This window comes from Microbacterium sp. NPDC086615 (genome assembly GCF_040686055.1).
In the GTDB taxonomy this organism is placed as follows: Bacteria; Actinomycetota; Actinomycetes; order Actinomycetales; family Microbacteriaceae; genus Microbacterium.
Genome location: NZ_JBFBJJ010000003.1, coordinates 157876 through 179857 on the forward strand (window position 1 = coordinate 157876; position 21982 = coordinate 179857).

Genomic DNA, 21982 nt, shown 5'->3' on the forward strand with positions numbered 1-21982 from the left:
CACCAGAAAGAGAGACAAGAGATGACCGGAAGCCGCGCGGTGCGCGCGCCGCGAGGGACGACCCTAACAGCCAAGAGCTGGCAGACCGAGGCCCCGCTGCGGATGCTCATGAACAACCTCGACCCCGAGGTCGCGGAACGGCCCGAAGACCTCATCGTCTACGGAGGCACGGGGAAGGCCGCCCGCAACTGGGCGAGCTACGACGCGATCGTGGCGACCCTCGCCGACCTCGACGACGACGAGACGCTGCTGGTGCAGTCGGGCAAGCCCGTGGGGGTGTTCCGCACCAACGTGTGGGCACCGCGCGTGCTTCTGGCCAACTCCAACCTCGTCGGCGACTGGGCCACCTGGCCCGAGTTCCGCCGGCTCGAGGCCGAAGGGCTCATGATGTACGGCCAGATGACGGCCGGGTCGTGGATCTACATCGGCACGCAGGGGATCCTTCAGGGCACGTACGAGACGTTCGGCGCCGTGGCGCGCAAGCGCTTCGGCGGCACGCTTGCCGGCACCCTCACCGTCACGGGCGGCTGCGGCGGCATGGGCGGCGCGCAGCCGCTGTCGGTGACGCTCAACGGCGGCGTCGTGCTCATCGTCGATGTCGATGAGACGCGCCTTCGCCGTCGCCAGGGCAAGCGCTACCTCGACGAGGTCACCACCGACCTCGACGACGCCCTCGAGCGGGTGCTCGCGGCGAAGGCCGAGGGACGGGCCCTGTCGGTCGGTCTCGTCGGCAACAGCGCCGAGGTGTTGCCCGAGCTGCTGCGCCGCGAGGTGCCGGTCGACATCGTCACCGACCAGACCTCGGCCCACGACCCGCTCGCCTACCTTCCCGCGGGCATCGCGTTCGAGGATTGGCGCACCGAGTCGGCCCGCGACCCCGAGGGCTTCACCGTCCGTTCGCGTGAGTCCATGGCCCGCCACGTCGAGGCGATGGTGGAGTTCCAGAAGCGCGGCGCCGAGGTGTTCGACTACGGCAACTCGATTCGCGACGAGGCCCGCCAGGGCGGCTACGCCGACGCGTTCGCCTTCCCCGGCTTCGTGCCGGCGTACATCCGGCCGCTGTTCTGCGAGGGCCTCGGCCCCTTCCGCTGGGTGGCACTGTCGGGCGACCCCGCCGACATCGCCGTCACCGACCAAGCGATCCTCGAGCTCTTCCCCGAGAACGAGGGCCTGAAGCGCTGGATCACCGCAGCGCAGGAACACGTCGAGTTCGAAGGCCTTCCCGCCCGCATCTGCTGGCTGGGCTACGGCGACCGGGCGAAGGCCGCGGTCCGCTTCAACGAGCTCGTCGCCGAGGGGAAGATCTCGGCTCCGATCGTGATCGGGCGCGACCACCTCGACTCCGGCTCGGTGGCCTCGCCCTATCGCGAGACCGAGGCGATGGCGGACGGTTCGGATGCCATCGCCGACTGGCCCATTCTCAACGCGCTCATCAACACCGCCTCCGGCGCCACCTGGGTGTCGCTGCACCACGGCGGCGGGGTGGGCATCGGCCGCTCCATCCACGCGGGACAGGTCTCGGTTGCCGATGGCACGCCGCTCGCCGCCGAGAAGCTCCAGCGCCTGCTGACGAACGACCCCGGCATGGGCGTCATCCGTCACGTCGATGCCGGCTACGACCGGGCCGTCGAGGTCGCCCGCGAGCGCGGGGTGCGCGTCCCGATGCTGGATGCCGAGAAGGTCGAGGCCTGAGATGAGCCAGGAGGAGGTGGTCTTCGGGCTCGGCTCGACCACGATCGACGAGCTCGTCGCCGTCGCCCACGGGGCACCGCTGCGCGTCGCTCCCGAGGCGCTCGCCGCCGTCGAGCGGACGAACCTCCTCCTGGCCGGTCTGGCTGCCTCGGGACAGCAGATCTACGGACTCACGACGGGCGTCGGCGACCTCTACAAGGTTGCCGGCGTCCAGCCCGACGTCGCCGACGTGCAACTCGGCATGCTGCGCAGCCACGCCAGCGGTGTGGGTGTCCCACACGACGAGCCGGCGACGCGCGCCATCGTCGCGGCGATCGTGCGAGCGCTGTCGCGCGGGCACAGCGGCATCCGCCCTGTTCTTGTGACGACCCTGGTCGAGATGCTCAACCGCGGTGTCACCCCCGTGGCCCCCTCGCAGGGCTCGGTCGGCTACCTCACCGCCACCGCGCACATCGGTCTCGTCGCGTTCGGCGAGGGTGAGGCGTGGTTCGCGGGGGAGCGGCTGCCCGCGGCGACGGCGTTGGAGCGGGCCGGCATCGCCCCGCTCGTCCCCGCGGCGCGCGAGGGGCACGCGATCATCAGCGGCACCTACGAGATCACCGGGATCGGCGCGCTCGCCGTGGCCGGGGCCCGCGCGCTCGTCGACGTGGCCGACCTCGCGGGCGCCATGTCGCTCGAGGCGCTGCGCGGCAACACCCGCGGCTACGACCCGCGCCTTCAATCCCTGCGCCCGCACCCCGGGCAGATCGAGACGGCGCGGCGCCTAAACGCCCTGCTCGCCGACAGCGAGATCCTCGACGCCCACCGCGACCACCGGCTGCAGGACGCCCTGAGCCTCAGGTGCATCCCGCAGGTGCACGGGTCGGTGCGAGACGCGCTCGCCTACGTCGAGTCCGCGGTGCAGACCGAGATCGATTCCGTCACCGACAACCCGGTGTTCGTCGTCGACGGCGACGAGCTGCTCGCCCTCCCGGGAGGGAACGGCCACGGCGCGCCCGTCGCCCTCGCCCTCGACACCCTCGCGATCGCTGTCGCCGAGGTCAGCACGATGTCGCAGGCCCGCGCCGATCGCCTCACGCACGCCGCGCTCAGCGGATTGCCCGCGTTCTTGGCATCCGGTTCCCTCGGCATGTCGGGCTTCATGATCCCGCCCTACGTCTCGGCCGCCCTCGCCGGGGAGAACCGCGCGCTCGCCGCCCCCGCCTCGGTGCACACCGTGCCGACGTGCGCCGGGCAGGAAGACCACGTCAGCATGGGCACGACCGCGGCGATCAAGGCGCGCCAGGCCGTGGCGAACGCCGAGCGCATCGTCGCGATCGAGCTGCTCTGCGCCGCCGAAGCGCTGGACCTCCACGCGCCGCTCGCGGCGGGCGTGGGGACCGCCCGCGCGCACGCCGCGATCCGCGCGCACGTCGCCCCGCGCGACACCGACCGAGTGATGGCCCCCGACGTCGACGCGGTGACGACCCTCGTCACCGACGGCACGCTCGGCCGGATCGTCGCCGAGATCACCGCCGCCGCCACCGCCACCGCCCCAGAAGCCGCCACCGCCCCAGAAGGAGACCCCCGTGTCGACTGACACTCCGCCCCCGTCGGGCGCCGTCCGCCCCCTCGACGGCATCCGCGTCCTCGATCTCTCACGGGTGCTCGCGGGGCCCTTGTGCGCCTCGATGCTCGCCGACCTCGGAGCGATCGTCACGAAGATCGAGGTGCCCGGTCGCGGTGACGACTCCCGCCACTTCACCCCGCACATCGAGGGTGAGAGCAGCTACTTCATGCTGGTCAACCGCGGAAAGCGGTCGATGGCCCTCGACCTGAAGTCCGACGAGGGGCGCGCGCTGCTTCACCGCCTGATCGCGGATGCCGACGTGCTCGTGGAGAACTTCCGGCCCGGGGTGACCGCGCGTCTCGGCATCGACTTCGAGAGCGTGCGCGCGCTGAACCCGGGACTCGTTTACGTCAGCATCTCGGGATTCGGGCAGACGGGTCCGCTCTCGCACCGCCCCGCTTACGACCACATCGTGCAGGCGATGGGCGGCATCATGTCGGCCACCGGCTGGGCAGATGGGCCGCCGACGCGCGTGGGCGACGCCGTGGGCGATGTCGTCGCGGGGATGTACGGCGCGTTCGGTGCGCTCGCGGCGCTCCTGCAGCGGGCGCAGACCGGTCAGGGCCAGCACGTCGACGTGGCGATGCTCGACGCGATGTTCTCGCTGCAGATGGTGGCGCTCTCGCAGGTGCTCGCCGGGGCGCCCGCTCCCTCGCGGCTGGGGAACGCCCACCCGATCAGCGCCCCGATGGACGCCTACGCGTGCAGCGACGGGCATCTCGTCATCGCCGTCGCGAACGATGCGCTGTTCGTGCGGCTCGCGAACGCCCTCGGCCGCGCCGAACTGCTCGACGACGCGCGCTACGCCACCGATCCCGCCCGTCTCGCGCACCAGGACGCGCTGCGCGCCGAGATCGAGGCGTGGACGAGCGCGCGCACGGTGGACGAGGCCGTCACGGAGCTCGAGACGGCGGGCGTTCCCGCCGCCCCCATCTGGGACGTCGCCCAGCTCGCCGAGAGCGACCATGCTCGGGAGCGGGGCTTGGTGCGCGAGGTCGAGCACCCCGTCGCCGGGACGGTGCCTCTCGTTCCGCAGCCGGTGCGCTTCAGCGGGACGGATGCCGCCGCCCAGGCGCCCGCACCGGTCCTCGGCCAGCACACCGACGACGTGCTCGCCGACGACCTCGGGCTCGAGGCGGATGAGATCGCGCGTCTGCGCGCCGCGGGGGTCGTGGCGTGAGCGGCCCGGTCGCCGTTCTCGGCGCCGGCACCATGGGTGCCGGCATCGCGGCCGTGCTCGCCGCGCACGGTCGCGAGGTCCGCCTGTACTCGCGCACGACCTCGACCCTGGAGGCGGCGCGGGAACTCATCGCCGCGCACGACGGTGACGCCCGCGTCACGACCACCACCGACCTCGACGAGGCGGTTCGCGGCGCGGTGCTCGTCGTGGAGAGCGTGGCCGAAGACCTGGCCCTCAAGCGCGAGATCTTCGCGCGTATCGAATCCCTGGTCGCGACCGATGCCGTGCTGACCACGAACACCTCCAGCGTGCGCATCACCGAGATCGCCGAGGCGCTCGCCGATCCGGCGCGCCTCGTCGGTCTGCACTGGTTCAACCCGCCCACCGTCATGCCCCTCATCGAGATCGTGCGGGGCGAGCGCACCTCCGACGCCACCGTGCAGGCCGCGCAGGATCTCTGCGCCGCGATCGGACGCGAGAGCATCGTCGTCGACCGTGACGTGCCGGGCTTCGTCGTCAACCGCCTGCAGTACGCGCTGCTGCGCGAGGCCATCGCGCTCGTCGAGGGCGGTATCGCCACCGTCGCCGACGTCGACCGCGCCGTCTCCACAACCCTGGCCCCGCGCTGGTCCTCGCTCGGCCCGCTCGGCCTCATGGACCTCGCCGGACTCGACGTGGTCGAGAAGGTCTCCGGCATCCTGATGTCCGATCTGGATGCCACGGGCACCGTGCCCCGGACCGTCGCCGACCTGGTGGCCGAGGGTCACCTCGGCGCGAAGAGCGGTCGCGGCTTCTACCCCTGGTCTCCCGCCGAGGCCGACCGCGCCCGCGCGAACCGTGACGCCCTCGTGCGTCTGATCACGGAGGAACGTCGATGAGTGGAGTGCGGCAGCACGTCGACGGCGCCGTCGCGACCGTCACCCTCGACCGCGCCGAGAAGCGCAATGCGCTGGATGCCGAGACCCTCGGCGCCCTCGTCGACGCCCTCCGTCGCCTCGACGACGATCCCACCGTCCGCGCGATCGTGATCGCGGGCGACGAGCGGGCCTTCGCCGCCGGTGCCGACCTCGGCGACCTCGGCTCGGCCGGCGCCGTCGAGCTGTATCGCAGCGGCTTCAGCGAGCACTGGGACGCGGTCGCCGCGATCCGCACCCCGCTCGTCGCGGCGGTTCGGGGGTACGCCCTCGGCGGTGGCCTCGAACTGGCCCTCGCGTGCGACGTCGTGGTGATCGCCGCCGACGCCGTGCTCGGCTTCCCCGAGGTGCGCCTCGGCATCCTCCCCGGGGCGGGCGGCACCCAGCGGCTGCTGCGCGCCGTCGGAAAGACGGTCGCCCTCGACCTGCTGCTCACGGCTCGTCGCATCGACGGCGCCGAGGCCGCGCGGCTCGGCATCGCGAGTCGTGTCGTCGCCTCGGCGGAGGTCGAGGATGCCGCGCGCGCCGCCGCCGACGAGATCGCTCAGGGTGCGCCGGTGGCTGCGGCGATGATCAAGAGCGCTGTGCTCGCCGGCTTCGAGATGCCTCTCGGCGCGGCGGTCGCGCACGAGCGCGCCCTGTCGGCCCTCATCGCCGCGAGCGCCGACCGCGCCGAGGGCATGCGCGCCTTCGGCGCCCGCGAGACCCCCACTTTCGAAGGACGCTGATCCATGACGCCCGTCACCTCCCTCCTCGACGCCATCTCGGGCATCGGTCGTGAGCCGCGCAGCGGCGGATACGCCCGCCCGGTCTTCTCGACCGCCGAGCGCGACCTGCGTGCGTGGTTCGTCGCCGAGGCCGAGGGGCGAGGGCTCGACGTCGAGGTCGACCGCAACGGCATCCTGTGGGCCTGGTGGGGGATGCCGGGCCCCGGCGCCGTCGTGACCGGAAGCCACCTCGACTCGGTGCCCGGCGGTGGGGCGTTCGACGGCCCGCTCGGGATCGCGGCGGCGCTCGCCGCGGTCGACGTGCTGCGCTCGCGCGGGGTGACGCCGGCGAAGCCGCTCGCGATCGCGGTCTTCCCCGAAGAGGAGGGCTCGCGGTTCGGCGTCGCGTGCCTCGGTTCGCGCCTGCTGACCGGGGCGTTGTCTCCGGATGCCGCGCGCCGCCTCACCGACCGGGACGGCGACACGCTCGCCGACGTCTTCGCGGCGGGTGGCGTCGACCCGGCGGGGATCGGCCCCGACCCCGAGACGCTCGCACGCATCGGCGTCTTCGTCGAGCTGCACGTCGAGCAGGGCCGCGGCCTCATCGACCTCGACCGACCCTTCGCGGTCGCGGAGTCGATCCTCGGGCACGGCCGCTTCAAGGTCTCGGTGCGCGGCGAGGGAAACCACGCCGGAACGACCCTCATGGCCGACCGTCGCGACCCCCTCGTCGCCGCCGCCGGCATGGTCGGGCGCATCGCCGAGATGGCCGGAGCCGTCGATGACGCGCGCGCCACCGTCGGCCGGTTCGAGCCGGTCCCCGGCGGCACGAACGTCATCGCGTCGTCGGTCGACTTCTGGATCGACGCCCGGCATCCCGACGACGCCGTCACCCGCCGTCTCGTGGCCGACATCGATCGCATGTGCGTCGAGCTCGCCGCCGCGCGCGGGTGCGAGGCCGTGCTCGTCGAGGAGTCCTGGAGCCCCACGGTCGGCTTCGACCCCTCGCTCGCGCGCCGACTCGGCGCGGCGCTCGGCGATGCCCCGCATCTGCGCACGGGCGCCGGTCACGACGCCGGCATCCTCTCGGGGGTCGTGCCCACCGGCATGCTGTTCGTCCGCAATCCCTCGGGGATCTCGCATTCGCCCGAGGAGCACGTCGTCGACGCGGACGCCGACGCGTCGGCCGCCGCTCTGGCGGATGTCCTGCAGGACCTGCTCTCGTGACGTCGTTCTGGGCGCCGCGGGCGTGGATCGGCGACGCCGTGGCGCCGGGCGTGCGCATCTCGGCATCCGAGGGTCTCATCACCTCCGTGGAGACCGGGACGATCCCGGATGCCGACGACCACCGCCTCGACGGACTCGTGCTGCCGGGCGCGGTCAACGCGCACTCGCACGCCTTCCACCGGCTGCTCCGCGGGCGCACGCACGGCGACGGCGGCAGCTTCTGGACGTGGCGCGAGTTGATGTACCGCGAGGCGGGGCGCCTCGACCCGACGTCGTACGAACGCGTCGCGACCGCGGTCTACGCCGAGATGGTCGCCGCCGGTTGGACCTCGGTCGCCGAGTTCCACTACGTCCACCACGCGCCCGACGCCTCGCCGTACGCGCCTGCTCACGCGATGGAGCGCGCGCTTGCGCGCGCGGCCCGGGCCAGTGGCATCCGTCTCACGCTTCTGGACACGTGTTACCTCTCCCGCGGCTTCGGGGAACCTCTCGAACCCGCACAGCGGCGCTTCGGGGATCCGGATGCCGCCGCCTGGCTCGCACGCCTGTCGGCGCTGCGCGCGTCGTTCGCCGACGAGTTCCCCGAGGTCGTCGTGGGCGCGGCCGTGCACTCCGTGCGCGCGGTTCCGGTCGACGCTCTCGAGCGCATCGGAGCGGAGCTCGATCCGGCGATCCCGCTCCACGTGCACCTGTCGGAGCAGCCGGCGGAGAACGAGGCGTGCCTCGAGGCGACCGGTCTCACCCCCACCGCCCTCCTGGCCCGCAACGGCCTGCTCTCGCCGCGGCTCTCGGCCGTGCACGCCACGCACCTCACCGACGACGACATCGCGGCCCTGGGTTCGGCTCGCGCGACGATCGTGATGTGCCCCACCACCGAGGCCGACCTCGGCGACGGTGTCGGACCCGCCCGCCGCCTCACCGACGCGGGAGCGCGCCTCGCGCTCGGCACCGATCAGCACGCCGTGGTCGACCCGCTGCTCGAGGCCCGCGCGCTCGAGCACGGAGAGCGGCTCGCCTCCGGGAGACGCGGACGGTTCGCTCCCGCCGAGCTCGTCGCCGCGCTCACCCGCGGGGGCGCGACCGCGGTCGGTCGTACCCTGGGCGCGATCGCGGTCGGACAGTCGTGCGATCTCCTCGTGATCGACGAGAACAGCGCCCGAACCGCCGGGAGCGACCCCGGGCAGCTCGTGCTGAGCGCGACCGCGCACGACGTGACGCGTGTGATCATCGGGGGACGCGAGCGTGCCGCAGACGGCGTGCACACCGACCTCGGCCCGGTCGGCGACCTGCTGCGAAAGGCGATGACATCGTGAGCACCCTCATCACCGGCATCGGCGAGCTGATGACCGTCGACGACGAGGACCGCGTGCTCCGTGACGCCGCCGTGGTCATCGACGGCGACCGGATCGCGTGGATCGGCTCCGCCTCCGACGCCCCCGCGGCAGACGAGAGGGTGGATGCCGACGGCCGAGCGCTCCTGCCCGGCTGGGTCGACTCGCACACCCACCTCGTCTTCGATGGCGACCGCACCGCCGAGTTCGAGGCCCGCATGGCGGGGCAGAGCTACGCCGCTGGGGGGATCGCCGTGACGCGGGATGCCACCCGCGACGCCTCCGACGATCGCCTCGCCGCGCTCGTCGCCGCCCGCGTCCGCGAGGCGCGCGCGCAGGGGACCACGTGGATCGAGACGAAGACCGGCTACGGGCTCGACATCGCGAGCGAGGAGCGCAGTGCGCGGATCGCCGCGGCCGGCGTCGACGACGTGACCTTCCTCGGCGCTCACCTGGTGCCGGCCGGGCGCGACGCCGACGACTACGTGCGCGAGGTGTGCGGACCGATGCTCGAGGCGGTGCGCCCGTACGTGTCGTGGGCCGACGTGTTCTGCGAGCGCGGGGCGTTCACCCCCGAGCAGTCGCGCGAGGTGCTGACCGCCGCGCGCGCGGCGGGGCTCGGGCTGCGCGTGCACGGCAATCAGCTCGGTCACGGCGAGGGGATCCTGCTCGCGGTCGAGCTGGGGGCGGCGAGTGTCGACCACTGCAACTTCGTCTCGGATGCCGATCTCGAGGCGCTCGCGGGAGGATCGACCGTCGCGACGGTGCTCCCGGCCTGCGACCTGTCGACGCGCGCTCCTCTCGCTCCGGCTCGGCGACTGCTCGACGCCGGGGTCGAGGTCGCGATCGCCTCGAACTGCAACCCCGGCACCTCGTACACGAGCTCGATGCCGTTCTGCGTCGCGACGGCGGTGCTGCAGATGGGGCTGAGCGTCGCCGAGGCGGTGCGCGCAGCCACCCGCGGAGGGGCGATCGCGCTCGGTCGCGCCTCCGGTGACGGTGCCGTGGGATCGATCGCCGTGGGGAATCGCGCCGACCTTCACCTGCTCGACGCGCCGTCCGCGACGCATCTCGCCTACCGCCCCGGGATGCCGCTGACCGCGGGCGTGTGGAAGGACGGGCGCCGGGTGGCGGCGCCGCTCGTCGCGCGCTGACGTCGTCGCGCGCTGACGTCGTCGCGCGCTGCGGTCGTGTGCGGCGGTGTCGTGGCGTCGGGCTCACGGCGGTGTGCCTGTGCCGCAGCGCCTCGCTGACGTTCGCCCTCCGGTGCCGCGGCGCCGCGCGCTGGCATCCATGTCCCGAAATGTGCAGATTTCACCCCCTCCGGCTGCACAAAAGGGGACATGCCCTGGGCCGGACGACTTCTCGGGTGGGGAGTGCCGATGTCGGAGGTCCGTGCCAGGCTGAGGAAGCGGTCATGGCGACCGTGTTCCAGTGATTTCCGGAGGGCTCCGTGCTCGCCAAGCTCCTCATCCGCTACCTCAGGCCGTACCGCTGGCTGCTGCTCGCGCTGCTGGTCTTCCAGTTCGCCGCGGCCATGGCATCCCTGTACCTGCCGCGTCTGAATGCCGACATCATCGATCAGGGCGTGGCCCGCGGCGACACGAACTTCATCTGGTCGCGCGGAATGATCATGCTCGTCATCTCCCTCGGGCAGATCACGGCGTCGATCATCGCGACGTACTTCGCCGCCCGCGCCGCGATGGCGGCCGGTCGCGACATCCGCCGCGACGTGTTCGAGAAGGTCAGCGGGTTCAGCGAGCGCGAGCTGTCGCAGTTCGGTGCCGGCTCCCTGATCACGCGCAACACCAACGACGTGCAGCAGGTGCAGATGCTCGCGATGATGGGGGCGACCATGCTCGTCAGCGCACCCCTGCTCGCGCTCGGCGGCATCTTCATGGCGCTGCAGCAAGACGTGGGACTGAGCTGGTTGCTCGGCGTCTCGGTGCCGGTTCTGCTCATCGCCGCCGGGCTCATCATCGCCCGCATGGTCCCGCTGTTCCGCAGCTACCAGTCCAAGCTCGACGCCGTGAACCGCATCATGCGCGAGCAGTTGACGGGCGTGCGCGTCGTACGCGCGTTCGTGCGCGAAGGCATCGAAGAAGAGCGCTTCCGCAGGGCCAACACCGACATCATGATCGTCGGCCGGAAGGTCGGATCCCTCTTCGTGCTGCTGTTCCCCCTCGCGATGCTCGTGCTCAACGTCACCCTCGTCGGGGTCATCTGGTTCGGCGGCATCCAGATCGACAGCGGCACGGTCGAGATCGGTACGCTGTTCGCCTTCATGCAGTACGTCGCCCAGATCCTCATGGGCGTTCTCATGGCGAGCTTCATGACGGTGATGATCCCGCGCGCGGCCGTCTCGGCGGAGCGCATCGCCGAGGTCCTCGACAGCCACTCCACGCTCGAGCGCCCGGTCAACCCGGTCACCGCCTTCCCCGAGCCGGGGGCGGTCGAGTTCGACGACGTCGCCTTCGCCTACCCGGGGGCCGAGTCGCCGGTCGTGACGGGCGTGAGCTTCGCGGCCCGGCCGGGTGAGACCGTCGCGATCGTCGGATCCACCGGTGCGGGCAAGACCACGCTCGTGTCGCTGATCCCGCGTCTGTTCGACGTGACGGGCGGCGCGGTGCGCGTCGGCGGGGTCGATGTGCGCGAGGCCGACCTCGACGGACTGTGGAAGGGCATCGGGCTCGTCCCGCAGCGCCCGTTCCTGTTCAGCGGAACGGTCGCGTCGAACCTCCGCTTCGGGCGCGAAGACGCCACCGACGATGAGCTGTGGCGCGCGCTCGAGATCGCCCAGGGTCGTGATTTCGTCGAGGCGATGGACGGCGGCCTCGAGGGGCGTATCGCCCAGGGCGGGACGAACGTCTCCGGCGGGCAGCGGCAACGCCTGGCCATCGCGCGCGCGATCGTGCACCGTCCGTCGGTGCTCGTCTTCGACGACTCCTTCTCGGCGCTCGACCTCAGCACCGACGCGAGGTTGAGACAGGCCCTGTGGGACGAGTTGCCTGAGGTGACCAAGATCGTGGTCGCCCAGCGCGTGTCGACCATCACCGGCGCCGACCGCATCGTGGTGCTCGAAGACGGTCGCATGGTCGGTCTCGGCACGCACGAGGAACTGCTCGAGACGAGCGCCACGTACCGCGAGATCGTCGAGTCGCAGCTGGGGGTGGAAGCATGAGCACCCCCGACGCGCTCACCGAAGAAGAACGCGCCGAGCTCGAGCTCGCCGAACAGGCGCGGCTGAACTCCGGCGACTGGGACAGCGTCGCCCCCGGCAAGGCCGCGAACTTCGGGCCGAGTTTCCGCCGCTTGATCGGGCTCCTTCGTCCGCACGCCGTCGCGTTCACGTTCGTGTCGGTGCTCGGAGCCCTCGGTGTGGTCCTCGCCGTCCTCGCGCCGCGCGTTCTGGGCGACGCGACGAACATCATCTTCGAGGGCGTCGCCTCTCGGGGTCTGGCGGCGCAGTTCCCCGCCGGAACCTCGCAGGCGGATGTCGTCGAGGCGCTCCGGGCGTCGGGCCAGAACGACTACGCGAACGTCATCGGAGCGATGAACCCGTTCCAGGTGGGCGAGGGCGTCGACTTCGACGCCCTGCGTCTCGTGATCGTCGCCGTGCTGGCGATCTACGTGGGATCGTCGCTGCTGTCGTGGATCCAGGGTTACGTCATCAACGTGATCATGGTGCGCACGATGTGGCGCCTGCGCGAAGACGTCGAGGCCAAGATCAACCGCCTGCCCCTGTCGTACTTCGACAAGGTGCAGCGCGGAGAACTGATCTCGCGCGTGACCAACGACATCGACAACATCACGCAGACGATGCAGCAGTCGCTCTCGAGCGCATTGACGTCGGTGCTGACGGTCGTGGGCGTGCTCATCATGATGTTCACGATCTCGTGGCAGCTCGCGCTCGTCGCCCTCGTCTCGCTCCCGCTCATGGCGATCATCTTCGGCGTGATCGGCCCGAAGTCGCAGAAGGCCTTCGGCACGCAGTGGAAGAAGGTCGGGCGACTGAACGCCCGCGTCGAGGAGTCGTTCTCGGGCCACGCGCTGGTCAAGGTGTACGGCCGCGAGAAAGACGCCCGCGAGAAGTTCGAGGTCGAGAACGAGGAGCTCTACCAGGCGAGCTTCAAGGCCCAGTTCCTCTCGGGCATGATCATGCCCGGCATGATGTTCGTCGGAAACCTCACCTACGTCGGCATCGCGGTGCTCGGCGGGCTCATGGTGGCGGCGGGGCAGATCCGCCTCGGCGACGTGCAGGCCTTCATCCAGTACTCGCAGCAGTTCACCCAGCCGCTGTCGCAGCTGGGCGGCATGGCCGCCGTGGTGCAGTCGGGCACCGCCTCCGCCGAACGCGTGTTCGCGCTGCTCGACGCCGACGAGCAGGAGCCCGACGCCGTCGACGCCCCCGAACCGGTCGACGGGCGCGGCGTCATCGAGTTCGAGAACGTCGCCTTCGCCTACACGCCGGAGCACCCGCTCATCAGCGACCTGTCCTTCCGCGTCGAGCCCGGGCAGACGGTCGCGATCGTCGGGCCCACCGGCGCCGGTAAGACCACGCTGGTCAACCTCATCATGCGCTTCTACGAGCTCGACGCCGGGCGTATCCTGCTCGACGGGCAGAACATCGCGGACCTGCGCCGCGACGACGTCCGTTCGCGCACGGGGATGGTGCTGCAAGATCCGTGGCTGTTCGCCGGCACGATCCGCGACAACATCCGGTACGGCCGCGAGAGCGCGACCGACGAAGAGATCGTCGAGGCTGCCGTCGCGACCCGTGTCGACCAGTTCGTGCACTCTCTCCCCGAGGGATACGACACGGTCCTCGACGAAGATGCGGCGAACGTCTCGGCCGGCGAGAAGCAGCTCATCACGATCGCGCGGGCGTTCGTCGCGCGTCCCTCCGTGCTGATCCTCGACGAGGCGACGTCATCGGTCGACACCCGCACCGAGCTTCTGCTGCAGCAGGCGATGGCGGCGCTCCGCGAGGGGCGCACGTCGTTCGTCATCGCCCACCGCCTCTCGACGATCCGTGACGCCGACCTCATCCTCGTGATGGAGCACGGCGACATCGTCGAGCAGGGAAGCCACGACGAGCTCATCGCCCAGCACGGCGCGTACTGGCGCCTGTACCAGTCGCAGTTCCAGAACGCCGCGTCGGGCGCCGACGCCGCCCGAGTGGAGGTCGCACGCGGCGCGGACTCCTGAGCGGTCCTCGGGCGCCGGCGTCACCGGCTCGCGGACTCGACTTGTCGTTTCGCGAGCCGGCGGCCGGCGTGCCGGGCATCTGCGTGCGCCGCGGTCTCGATGCGCTCAGCCATCTCGGTGAACGCGTCCAGCGCCGGGTTCACTCCGACAAGAGTGAACTCGCGCGTGACGATGTCCAGGTCGATCTCCCAGACGTCCTCCAAGATGCGACGCATCCACGCCGTCGCGTGATCCCATCCTTCCTTGGGCGTTCCCGGCGAGTAGTTCCCTCCTTGGACCGTGACGAGCACTCCGGGCTTGCCTGCCGTGACCGGACGCGATCCTGGACCCATGCGGAAGTCGGCGACGACGAGGTCCACGTACGTCTTGAAGTGTTGAGAGACCCCGAAGTTGTAGAGAGGGACGGCGAACAGGTAGGCATCAGCCGCAGCGAGTTCATCCACGAGCAGCGCCGTGAGGTCCAGCGCCTCTCGCTCTTCGGCCGTGCGGTCCTGGTCTGTCGCGGCGCTCGCGGAGAGGGCTCGCGCCCACGCATCACTGGGGAGAGGCGTGACGCCCACCTCGCGTCGCACGACACGCGTGTCGGTGGTGGTCCTCAGCCAGTGGTCCTGGGCTGTGTCCGCGAGAGCCCGGCTGGCCGAGCCGTCGTGGCGGATGGATGCGTCGATACGCAGCAAAGACAAGGAAATCAACTCCGGGGGGTGGTGGTCGGGAAACGGTCCTCGTCCGAGGTCGAGGATGAGCGAGAGACGGGATGGGGGTCGGGCGCGATGAAGAAGTTGTCGCGGAACAGGCCGCTGGGGTCCCAGACGGCTTTCAGCCTCCGGAGCCGAGCGAGGTGGGCGGGCGGAAATGCTCGCTCGAGAACCTCTGGACCGGTGTCGGTCTCGAAGCTGAGGTACATGCCCTCCAGGCTCGGCGCGAGCTCAGCCCACCTCTCTTCGACCTCACCCGTGCCGCCCCCGACCATCGCCAGGAGGAAGTTCGCGTCTCGCCATCCGTAGGCGGCCGCGTCCGCGGCGACATCCCCGACGGCGCCGCCGGCAGAACGGATGCTCAGAATGAACGAGGAACGGGATGCCATCAGGTCGGCGATCCTCCCGGCCACCTCATGGTCGAGGTGACGTACCAGGCCCGAGTGCCCGTGCGGCTCGCCGTGCCCGTGCTGGAGCTCGCCACCGGCGGGGAGTTCGAGAAGCGCAGCGTAGGGGACCATCTGGACGGACTGATTCGCCATCGGCGCGAGCCGGGCGAGCGGCTGGAGACGCGCCACGACCACCTCGGGATCGTGCTCGTCGACGACGATCAGTGCTTGCACGACGGGCGGCGTGCCGGGGGAGACGGGGCCGATCATGAGCGTGCCCGTCACGGTGCGATCCGCATTCTCGATCGCCGTCCCCCACCCTTCCAGGAAGGTCGTGAGGTCGTCGGGGATGAAGGCGAGCATGGCGAATCCGACCTGGTCGGTGACCGGGTGCGCCTCGAACTCGAACGAGACCACGACGCCGAAGTTCGCACCCGCCCCACGCACTGCCCAGAACAGGTCGGGGTTCTCCGACTCGCTCGCGTGGACGCGCTCGCCGTCCGCCGTGACGATGTCCACCGCGCGCAGATGGTCGATGGTGAGTCCTCGCTCGCGCGCGAACCACCCGATCCCCGCGGTGGTGGCCAGCCCGCCCACGCCGACGCCGCCGTAGTCACCCGCGGTGATCGCCAGGCCGTAGGGCGAGAGCGCCGCCGCGACCTCGCGCCAACGGGCGCCCGGGCCGACCCGCAGGCGATTCCCGCCACTGATCTCGATCTCGTTCAGGGCATCGAGGGCGATCACGATGCCGCCGTTGTTCAGCGACCGCCCCGACATCCCATGTCCGCCGCTGAACAGGCCGAGCGGTACGTCGCGATGACGAGACGCGAAGCGCACGGCATCCTGAACCTCCGCCGGCGACTGCGGGCGGATCACCAGCCCGGGCCTGGCTCCGCGGAAGTACCCGGCCGTGTAGCGGGTGTAGCCCGGGTCGCCGGGCAGCAGGATGCGCGAGGCGAGCGCATCGGGAATCGGATCGTCGCGGAAGGCGCGCGCCGCAGAGGGGGTGCGCTTGCTCCGGCGGGCTTCGGCGACACGGTCGCGAATGCGCGGCGCCGTCTCTGCCGCGAACCTCCGGATCTCGCGCGGATCGTCGGAACCCAGGATGAAGACGCTGATCCCGTGCTCGACGGTCAACTCGGCGAGGTCGGCTGCGGCATACTGCGGGGTGACGTTCAAGAGACGGGTCACCGCACGCGGATCACGGCCGGCTTTTCGGGCGGATGCATCGATGATCCGGTTCCCGCGCTCGATGTCGCCGGACTTCATCCACGGCAGACTCGGCAGCCAGCCGTCTCCCTTCCGGCCGATGATGCGCTGCATCCGCGGCTTGTAGGCCCCCACCCAGATCGGGATCTCGTGCGCCGGGGCCGGTCCGCGTGCGGCGCCGAACACCCGGTGGTGCACGCCGTCCACCTGCAGTGGCGAGGGGTCGGTGGTGTCCCAGATGCCCCGGATGATGTCGAGAGCCTCGTCCAGCCCGCTCACGGCCTCGCCCGGCGTCAGCAGGGGCGCGCCCATCGTCGCCATCGCATCGAAGTATCCGCCCGTGCCGATCCCCAGCTCGGCACGCCCGCCGCTGAGGCGGTCCAGGCTCGCCATCGCCCGCGCGAGCACGGCGGGCTGGCGTAACGGGAGGTTCAGGACGTTGCCGGACACATGGATGCGAGAGGTCTTCGCCGCGACCCAGGACAACAGCGTCCACGTGTCCTGGAGCGCCGGCTGATAGGGGTGGTCCTGGAATGTGACGATGTCCAGCCCCACCTCTTCGCTGAGGAGCGCGAGGTCGACCGGCTGCTGCGGGGCGGACGCGACCGGGGTGACGAAGGTGCCGAAGCGCAGGGGATGCAGGTAGTCGGTCATGTCTTCAGCCTCCGGCGACCTGTCACGCTCGACAAACCCCGCGTAAGCGGCTTACGATGAGTAAGTGACTGCTTCGCTGCCCCTGCACATCGACGACGAGGAATGCCGGCGGATCTCCGATGTCATGGAAGTCGTCGGTCGGCGGTGGTCCAGCGGCATCCTGCTCGCCCTCGGCATGGGGGCCGAGCGCTTCAGTGAGATCGAGCACCGGGTGCAGGGGCTTTCGGGTCGCATGCTGAGCGTCCGACTCCGTGAGCTCGAAGTCGCCGAGCTGGTGGCGCGCGACGTCCGGCCGACCACGCCCGTGACGATCTCGTATCGCCTCACCGAGCGCGGTGTCGAGCTTCTCCGCTCTTTGCAGCCCATGGCGCGCTACGCCCGCCGCTGGGAACCGGTCGCCGAAGACGAGAAGGGTGGAGAGGTGAGGGGCTGAAGCGTTCGGGCGGGGCTTCCGGGGAGCGCAAAACGCCCTCCGGTACAGTGGAGCAGCCCCGCGAACCCGCCCCGCGTGCCCCTTACCGCCGCACAGATAGGCCTCACCACCCGTGACCACTCCTGCGACGCCCTCCGACCCCATGCCCGACGGCAGTCCCACCGGCACGCCCACCGGCACGCCCGCCGACCGTCCGCTCACCGTCCTCATCGGAGCCGACACCTTCCTTCCTCACGTCAATGGCGCCGCTCGATTCGCCGAGCGCCTCGCCGCGGGGCTCGTCGCCCGCGGGCATGACGTGCACGTGGCGGCACCGAGCGTCGGGCACAGCCACGCCGGCACCTTCACCGAGGTGATCGAGGGCGAGCCCATGACGATGCACCGTCTGCCGGCGTATCGCTTCCTCCCACACGACTGGCTCACCTTCGTCCTGCCGTGGCGGGCGAAGCACTACGCGCGCAAGGTGCTCGACCAGGTGAAGCCCGATGTCGTCCACATCCAGTCGCACATCGTGATCGGCCGCGGTCTCACGAGAGAGGCGCGCAAGCGCGGCATCCCGGTCGTCGCCACCAACCACGTGATGGCCGAGAACATCCTCGACTTCACGACGCTCCCCGACTTCCTCGACCGCATCTTCGTCAAGCTCGCCTGGGCCGATGCCGCCCGCACGTTCGCGATGACCCGTGCGGTGACGACCCCGACGCGCCGTGCGGCAGACTTCCTCGAGTCCACGATCGGCATCGAGGGGGTCATCCCGATCTCGTGCGGCATCGACCGGTCGAACTACACGCCCGATCTCGAGCCGCGCGATGCGAACCGCATCCTGTTCGTCGGCCGCCTCACCAGCGAAAAGGGGATCGACGTCGTCCTGCGGGCGCTCAAGCTGCTCGACCCCGCCCTCGACGTCACCTTCGACATCGTCGGAGGGGGCGACCAGCGCCGCAATCTCGAGCAGCTCGCCGACCAGCTCGGCCTCTCTGCGCGCGTGACGTTCCACGGTCACACTTCCGAAGAGGAGCTGCGCGCGCTCTACACCCGGGCGAGCGTCTTCGCGATCGCCTCGATCGCGGAACTGCAGTCGATCGCGACGATGGAGGCCATGGCATCCGGACTCCCGGTGGTCGCTGCCGACGCCGTCGCCCTCCCGCACCTCGTGCACGACGGCGAGAACGGCTACCTCTTCGAGCCCGGCAACGCCGAAGAGCTGGCGGCGCGTCTGACCGACGTCCTCACCGCCGACCCCGAAGAGCGTCGCCGCATGCAGCAGGCCTCGCTCGACGGCGTCATCGTGCACGACATCGGTCGCACGCTCGACACCTTCGAGGCGCTGTACCGCGGACGGCCGATCCCGGAGTGACCGCGTGCACGTGGTGATGTTCGCCGACCAGCACCTCGAGTCCCTCGGCGGGGCGCAGGTGTCGATGCGGCTGCAGAAGCGCTTCCTCGAGCGCGCGGGGCACGTCGTGACGGTCGTCGCGCCACGGATGCACCGGCCCGCGCCCGACGACGCGGCGTACATCGACCTCCCCTCGATCGCGATCACGCCTGACCGCGAGTACGCGCTCACCTGGCCCGGCTCGCGCACGGATCGGTTCGTGGATGCCGAGCTCGGTGCCCGACTCCCCGTCGACGTCGTGCACGTGCAGGCGGACTTCTGGGGTGCGTTCATCGGACACCGCTACGCGGCGCGGCACGGCCTCCCCGTCGTGCACACGATGCACAATCGCGTCGACGTCGGGATCGAGGCGACCGCGCCCTTCCCGACTCTCGTCCTCCGCGTGCTGAACGCGTGGGCGCGGCGGGCGCTGCGCGGCGCGGCGGCGACGCGAGGCAACGCGGCGACCCCGCCGTCCCCGGGCGTGAATCCGCGGGATGCCGCGCGTTCCGCACGCGTGGCGGCGGCTGCGCCCGCGGCGCCCGACGCACGCGCGGGGCACGCGACGCAGGGCGCCGGCCCGGCAGACGGATGGGCCTATCTCCGCCGCTTCGCGGGCCTCTCGCGCGCGATCACCGCACCCTCCGGGCACTTCGCTCGGCGCCTCGAAGAGCGCGGTGTCGTGCCCGCCGCCGGCGGTGTCGATGTCATCTGGAACGGCATCGACGACGACATCCTCGACGCCGCGCTCGCGACCGGTGCCGAGGCCCGCCGCCCCGGCCCCCCGCGCTTCGTGTGGCTCGGCCGGATGAGCCCCGAGAAGCGCCTCCTGCCGTTCCTCGAGGCGGTGGTCGAGTCGGGCATCGACGCCGAGGTCGAGATCATCGGCGGTGGCGCCCAACTCCGCGCGGCGCAGAAGCTCGTCGCGGAGCGGAAGCCCGTGGCATCCGTGGTCTTCTCCGGACGCCTCAGCTACGCCGAGACGCTCGCGCGGCTGGCGGCTGCCGACGCGGTGGTGCAGACCTCGATCGGCTTCGAGACGCAGGGCATGACCGTGTTCGAGGCGGCCTCGCTCGGAACTCCGGCGGTCGTCAGCGATCCCGATATCGCGTCGGAGCTGGGCGCTGGCGTCTGGGCGGTTCCGGATGCAACGACCTCCGCGCTCGCGGACTCGCTCCGCCGCGCGGCCGACGACATCGCAGCGGGCACGCCGGTCGCTGTCGACCCGACGATCGCGGAGCGGTTCCGCCAGTCGTCGCGGACGGCAGCGATGGTCGGGGTGTACGGCCGGGCCGTTTCCGCCGGACGCTGACGCTTCTTTTCGCGCGAGGCGGGTTCCCGACGGCGCGCGGCGCGCGCGGGGTCGGTGGGGACCGCGCGGTAGCCGTCGGTGCGGATGAGCCACACCGACGCGACCACGCTGACGAGGGTGAGGGCGGCGAGAGCGATGAGATAAGCCATGGCAGAAAAGCTACGCATCGCTATTTTGCGCCGCGAGTGGCACGATGGACGGTGTTCGTTCGATTTCTGCCACTCCTTGAGGTGCACATGCGTTCTGTCGCCGTCGTGATCCAGCCGGGTTTCGCTCCGTTCGAGTTCGGTCTCGCGTGCGAGGCATTCGGCCTCGATCGCACGGATGAGGGCATCCCCAATTTCGACTTCCGCATCGTGGCGCCGGATCCGGGCGTCGTCCCCTCGAACATCGGCTTCTCGGTGAATGTCGAGCTCGGTCTCGACGCGGCGGCCGACGCCGACATCGTCATCCTCGCGCCGATTCCGCGCGAGCAGTGGGGGTCCGTGGATCCGCGTGTGCTCGAGGTCGTGCGTGGCGCTCACGCGCGTGGCGCGTGGCTCCTGAGCGTGTGCAGTGGGGCGTTCGTGATCGCGGCAGCCGGTGTGCTCGACGGCCAGCGCGCCACCACGCACTGGCGCTACGCCGACGTCATGGCGCGCATGTATCCCTCGATCGACGTCGACCCCGACGTGCTCTACGTGCAGTCCGGGCGCATCATCACGAGCGCGGGAACCGCCGCCGGTCTCGACGCCTGCCTTCACTTGCTGCGCCAGGAGCTCGGCGCCGAACTCACCAACCGCATCGCCCGGCGCATGGTGGTCGCCCCGCAGCGCGACGGCGGGCAGGCGCAGTTCATCGCCTCGCCGCTGCCGGTCGCTCCGTCGATGTCGCTCGCGCCGGTGACTGAGTGGATGCTGCAGAACCTGGATGCCGAACTCTCGGTCGATCAGCTGGCCTCCCGCGCGCACATGTCGCCGCGGACCTTCGCCCGCCGCTTCAAGGCCGACCTCGGTGCCACGCCCGCCGCGTGGCTCGCCCGCCAGCGCCTCCTGCACGCGCAGCGCCTTCTCGAGGAGACCGATCTCGGCCTCGACCGCATCGCTGCGGAGTGCGGGTTCGGCTCGGCGGCGGTGCTGCGTCAGAACTTCGCCCGCACGCTGGGCCTGACCCCCACGGCATATCGCGCGCGCTTTTCGTGTGCGGATGACGTGCCTGCCGCGCCGCGCGAGGCCGTGCCCGCCTGACGTCGTCCGGGGGCCGGGTTTCGGCATCCGGGATTCGTCCTGTTGCGGCCTCGGTTGCCCCGGGGCGGCGGGCGGGCCGCGGCCGTGCCGTCGCGCGGAGTTCGTGGGCGCCACGCCGTTTGTGCGGCGTTGTTCGCGGCGTGTCGTGGCCGGACTCCGCATGGCGGTACGCGCGGTGGTGCGGCGGGTTTCGCCTCGGGTTGATCCCCGCCCGGCGGTCGTGTGCCGTTGGGCGGAGTTCGTGGGCGACGCGCCGTTCGGCTGGTCGCCGGTGCGGCGTGTCGTGGCTGGACTCCGCATGGCGGTACGCGCGGTGGTGGGGCGGGTTTCGCCTCGGGGTGATCGCCGCCCGGCGGTCGTGTGCCGTTGGGCGGAGTTCGTGGGCGACGCGCCGTTCGGCTGGTCGCCGGGGCGGCGCGTCGCAATCGAACTCCGCGTGACGGTACGCCCCCGCGCGCACCCCCCACTTCGCCTGACGGTACGCCCCCGCGCGCACCCCCACTCCGCCTGGCGGTAGGCGCCGGCCCGAACCCGGACGCCACCAGACGGCCAGGTGGGCACCGCCTGCCTTGCTCCGGTCCCGTCCGGGACGGATCCCGGATGCCGCGCCTCGACGACTCGGTCGCGTGCCGCGTTCATTGCCCCGTGCGGGCCGAACTCCGGACGCCTCGGCCCGTCACCGCCCCCATCGCCCCCAGGACGGATTCCGAATGCCGCGCCTCGACGCCGCTCGCCGTCCCCCTCGCCGCGAGGGGCGGACTCCGGATGCCGCGCCTCGACGCCGCTCGCCGTCCCCCTCGCCGCGAGGGGCGGACTCCGGA

General features: G+C 71.3%; 16 protein-coding genes. 14 read left to right on the plus strand and 2 right to left on the minus strand.

The window, feature by feature from the left end:
* Positions 1-21: 21 nt before the first annotated feature.
* From hutU to AB0O24_RS04945, 10 genes are all read left to right on the plus strand, one after another.
* The gene (hutU, locus tag AB0O24_RS04900) at positions 22-1692 is read left to right on the plus strand and encodes a urocanate hydratase (protein ID WP_307384342.1); all 1671 of its coding nucleotides are present in this window, start codon (positions 22-24) and stop codon (positions 1690-1692) included.
* A 1-nt stretch (position 1693) separates the two neighbouring features.
* Complete coding sequence (locus AB0O24_RS04905) at positions 1694-3271, plus strand: aromatic amino acid ammonia-lyase (RefSeq protein ID WP_363372972.1); 1578 nt, start codon at positions 1694-1696, stop codon at positions 3269-3271.
* A complete protein-coding gene (locus tag AB0O24_RS04910; protein WP_275800460.1) occupies positions 3261-4481 on the plus strand; it encodes a CoA transferase in 1221 nt (406 codons plus the stop codon). Before AB0O24_RS04905 ends, AB0O24_RS04910 begins: the two co-directional genes overlap by 11 nt.
* On the plus strand, positions 4478-5359 hold the full coding sequence (locus AB0O24_RS04915) for a 3-hydroxyacyl-CoA dehydrogenase NAD-binding domain-containing protein (RefSeq protein ID WP_275800462.1): 882 nt from the start codon (positions 4478-4480) through the stop codon (positions 5357-5359). Before AB0O24_RS04910 ends, AB0O24_RS04915 begins: the two co-directional genes overlap by 4 nt.
* Positions 5356-6123 carry an enoyl-CoA hydratase-related protein gene (locus AB0O24_RS04920; protein WP_275800465.1) on the plus strand — a complete coding sequence of 256 codons (768 nt, stop codon included), beginning with the start codon at positions 5356-5358 and terminating at the stop codon, positions 6121-6123. The genes AB0O24_RS04915 and AB0O24_RS04920 overlap by 4 nt, the downstream gene beginning before the upstream one ends.
* A gap of 3 nt (positions 6124-6126) precedes the next feature.
* Positions 6127-7329 (plus strand): allantoate amidohydrolase, encoded by a 1203-nt coding sequence (locus AB0O24_RS04925; RefSeq protein ID WP_363372976.1) that lies wholly within the window; start codon positions 6127-6129, stop codon positions 7327-7329.
* Entirely contained in the window at positions 7326-8642 is a 1317-nt protein-coding gene (locus AB0O24_RS04930; protein ID WP_363372979.1) for a formimidoylglutamate deiminase, read from the plus strand. The genes AB0O24_RS04925 and AB0O24_RS04930 overlap by 4 nt, the downstream gene beginning before the upstream one ends.
* 29 nt (positions 8643-8671) lie before the next feature.
* On the plus strand, positions 8672-9814 hold the full coding sequence (hutI, locus tag AB0O24_RS04935) for an imidazolonepropionase (RefSeq protein WP_363373175.1): 1143 nt from the start codon (positions 8672-8674) through the stop codon (positions 9812-9814).
* A gap of 299 nt (positions 9815-10113) precedes the next feature.
* The gene (locus AB0O24_RS04940) at positions 10114-11841 is read left to right on the plus strand and encodes an ABC transporter ATP-binding protein (protein WP_363372981.1); all 1728 of its coding nucleotides are present in this window, start codon (positions 10114-10116) and stop codon (positions 11839-11841) included.
* On the plus strand, positions 11838-13868 hold the full coding sequence (locus AB0O24_RS04945; RefSeq protein WP_363372983.1) for an ABC transporter ATP-binding protein: 2031 nt from the start codon (positions 11838-11840) through the stop codon (positions 13866-13868). Before AB0O24_RS04940 ends, AB0O24_RS04945 begins: the two co-directional genes overlap by 4 nt.
* 20 nt (positions 13869-13888) lie before the next feature.
* Here the strand turns inward: AB0O24_RS04945 and AB0O24_RS04950 are convergent, their stop codons facing one another.
* Both AB0O24_RS04950 and AB0O24_RS04955 read right to left on the minus strand, forming a co-directional pair.
* On the minus strand, positions 13889-14551 hold the full coding sequence (locus AB0O24_RS04950) for an NAD(P)H-dependent oxidoreductase (protein WP_363372986.1): 663 nt from the start codon (positions 14549-14551) through the stop codon (positions 13889-13891).
* Between the two features lie 5 nt (positions 14552-14556).
* On the minus strand, positions 14557-16815 hold the full coding sequence (locus AB0O24_RS04955; RefSeq protein ID WP_275800479.1) for an LLM class flavin-dependent oxidoreductase: 2259 nt from the start codon (positions 16813-16815) through the stop codon (positions 14557-14559).
* Positions 16816-16879: 64 nt separating this feature from the next.
* On the opposite strand from AB0O24_RS04955, the gene AB0O24_RS04960 reads away from it, so the two are divergent.
* The 4 genes from AB0O24_RS04960 (at position 16880) to AB0O24_RS04975 (ending at position 21161) form a co-directional block, all read left to right on the plus strand.
* Entirely contained in the window at positions 16880-17248 is a 369-nt protein-coding gene (locus AB0O24_RS04960; protein WP_275800480.1) for a helix-turn-helix domain-containing protein, read from the plus strand.
* Positions 17249-17390: 142 nt separating this feature from the next.
* Positions 17391-18605 carry a glycosyltransferase gene (locus AB0O24_RS04965; RefSeq protein ID WP_275800492.1) on the plus strand — a complete coding sequence of 405 codons (1215 nt, stop codon included), beginning with the start codon at positions 17391-17393 and terminating at the stop codon, positions 18603-18605.
* 4 nt (positions 18606-18609) lie between these two features.
* Positions 18610-19935 carry a glycosyltransferase gene (locus AB0O24_RS04970; protein WP_275800482.1) on the plus strand — a complete coding sequence of 442 codons (1326 nt, stop codon included), beginning with the start codon at positions 18610-18612 and terminating at the stop codon, positions 19933-19935.
* A 236-nt stretch (positions 19936-20171) separates the two neighbouring features.
* Positions 20172-21161 (plus strand): helix-turn-helix domain-containing protein, encoded by a 990-nt coding sequence (locus tag AB0O24_RS04975; protein WP_363372992.1) that lies wholly within the window; start codon positions 20172-20174, stop codon positions 21159-21161.
* Positions 21162-21982: the final 821 nt, after the last annotated feature.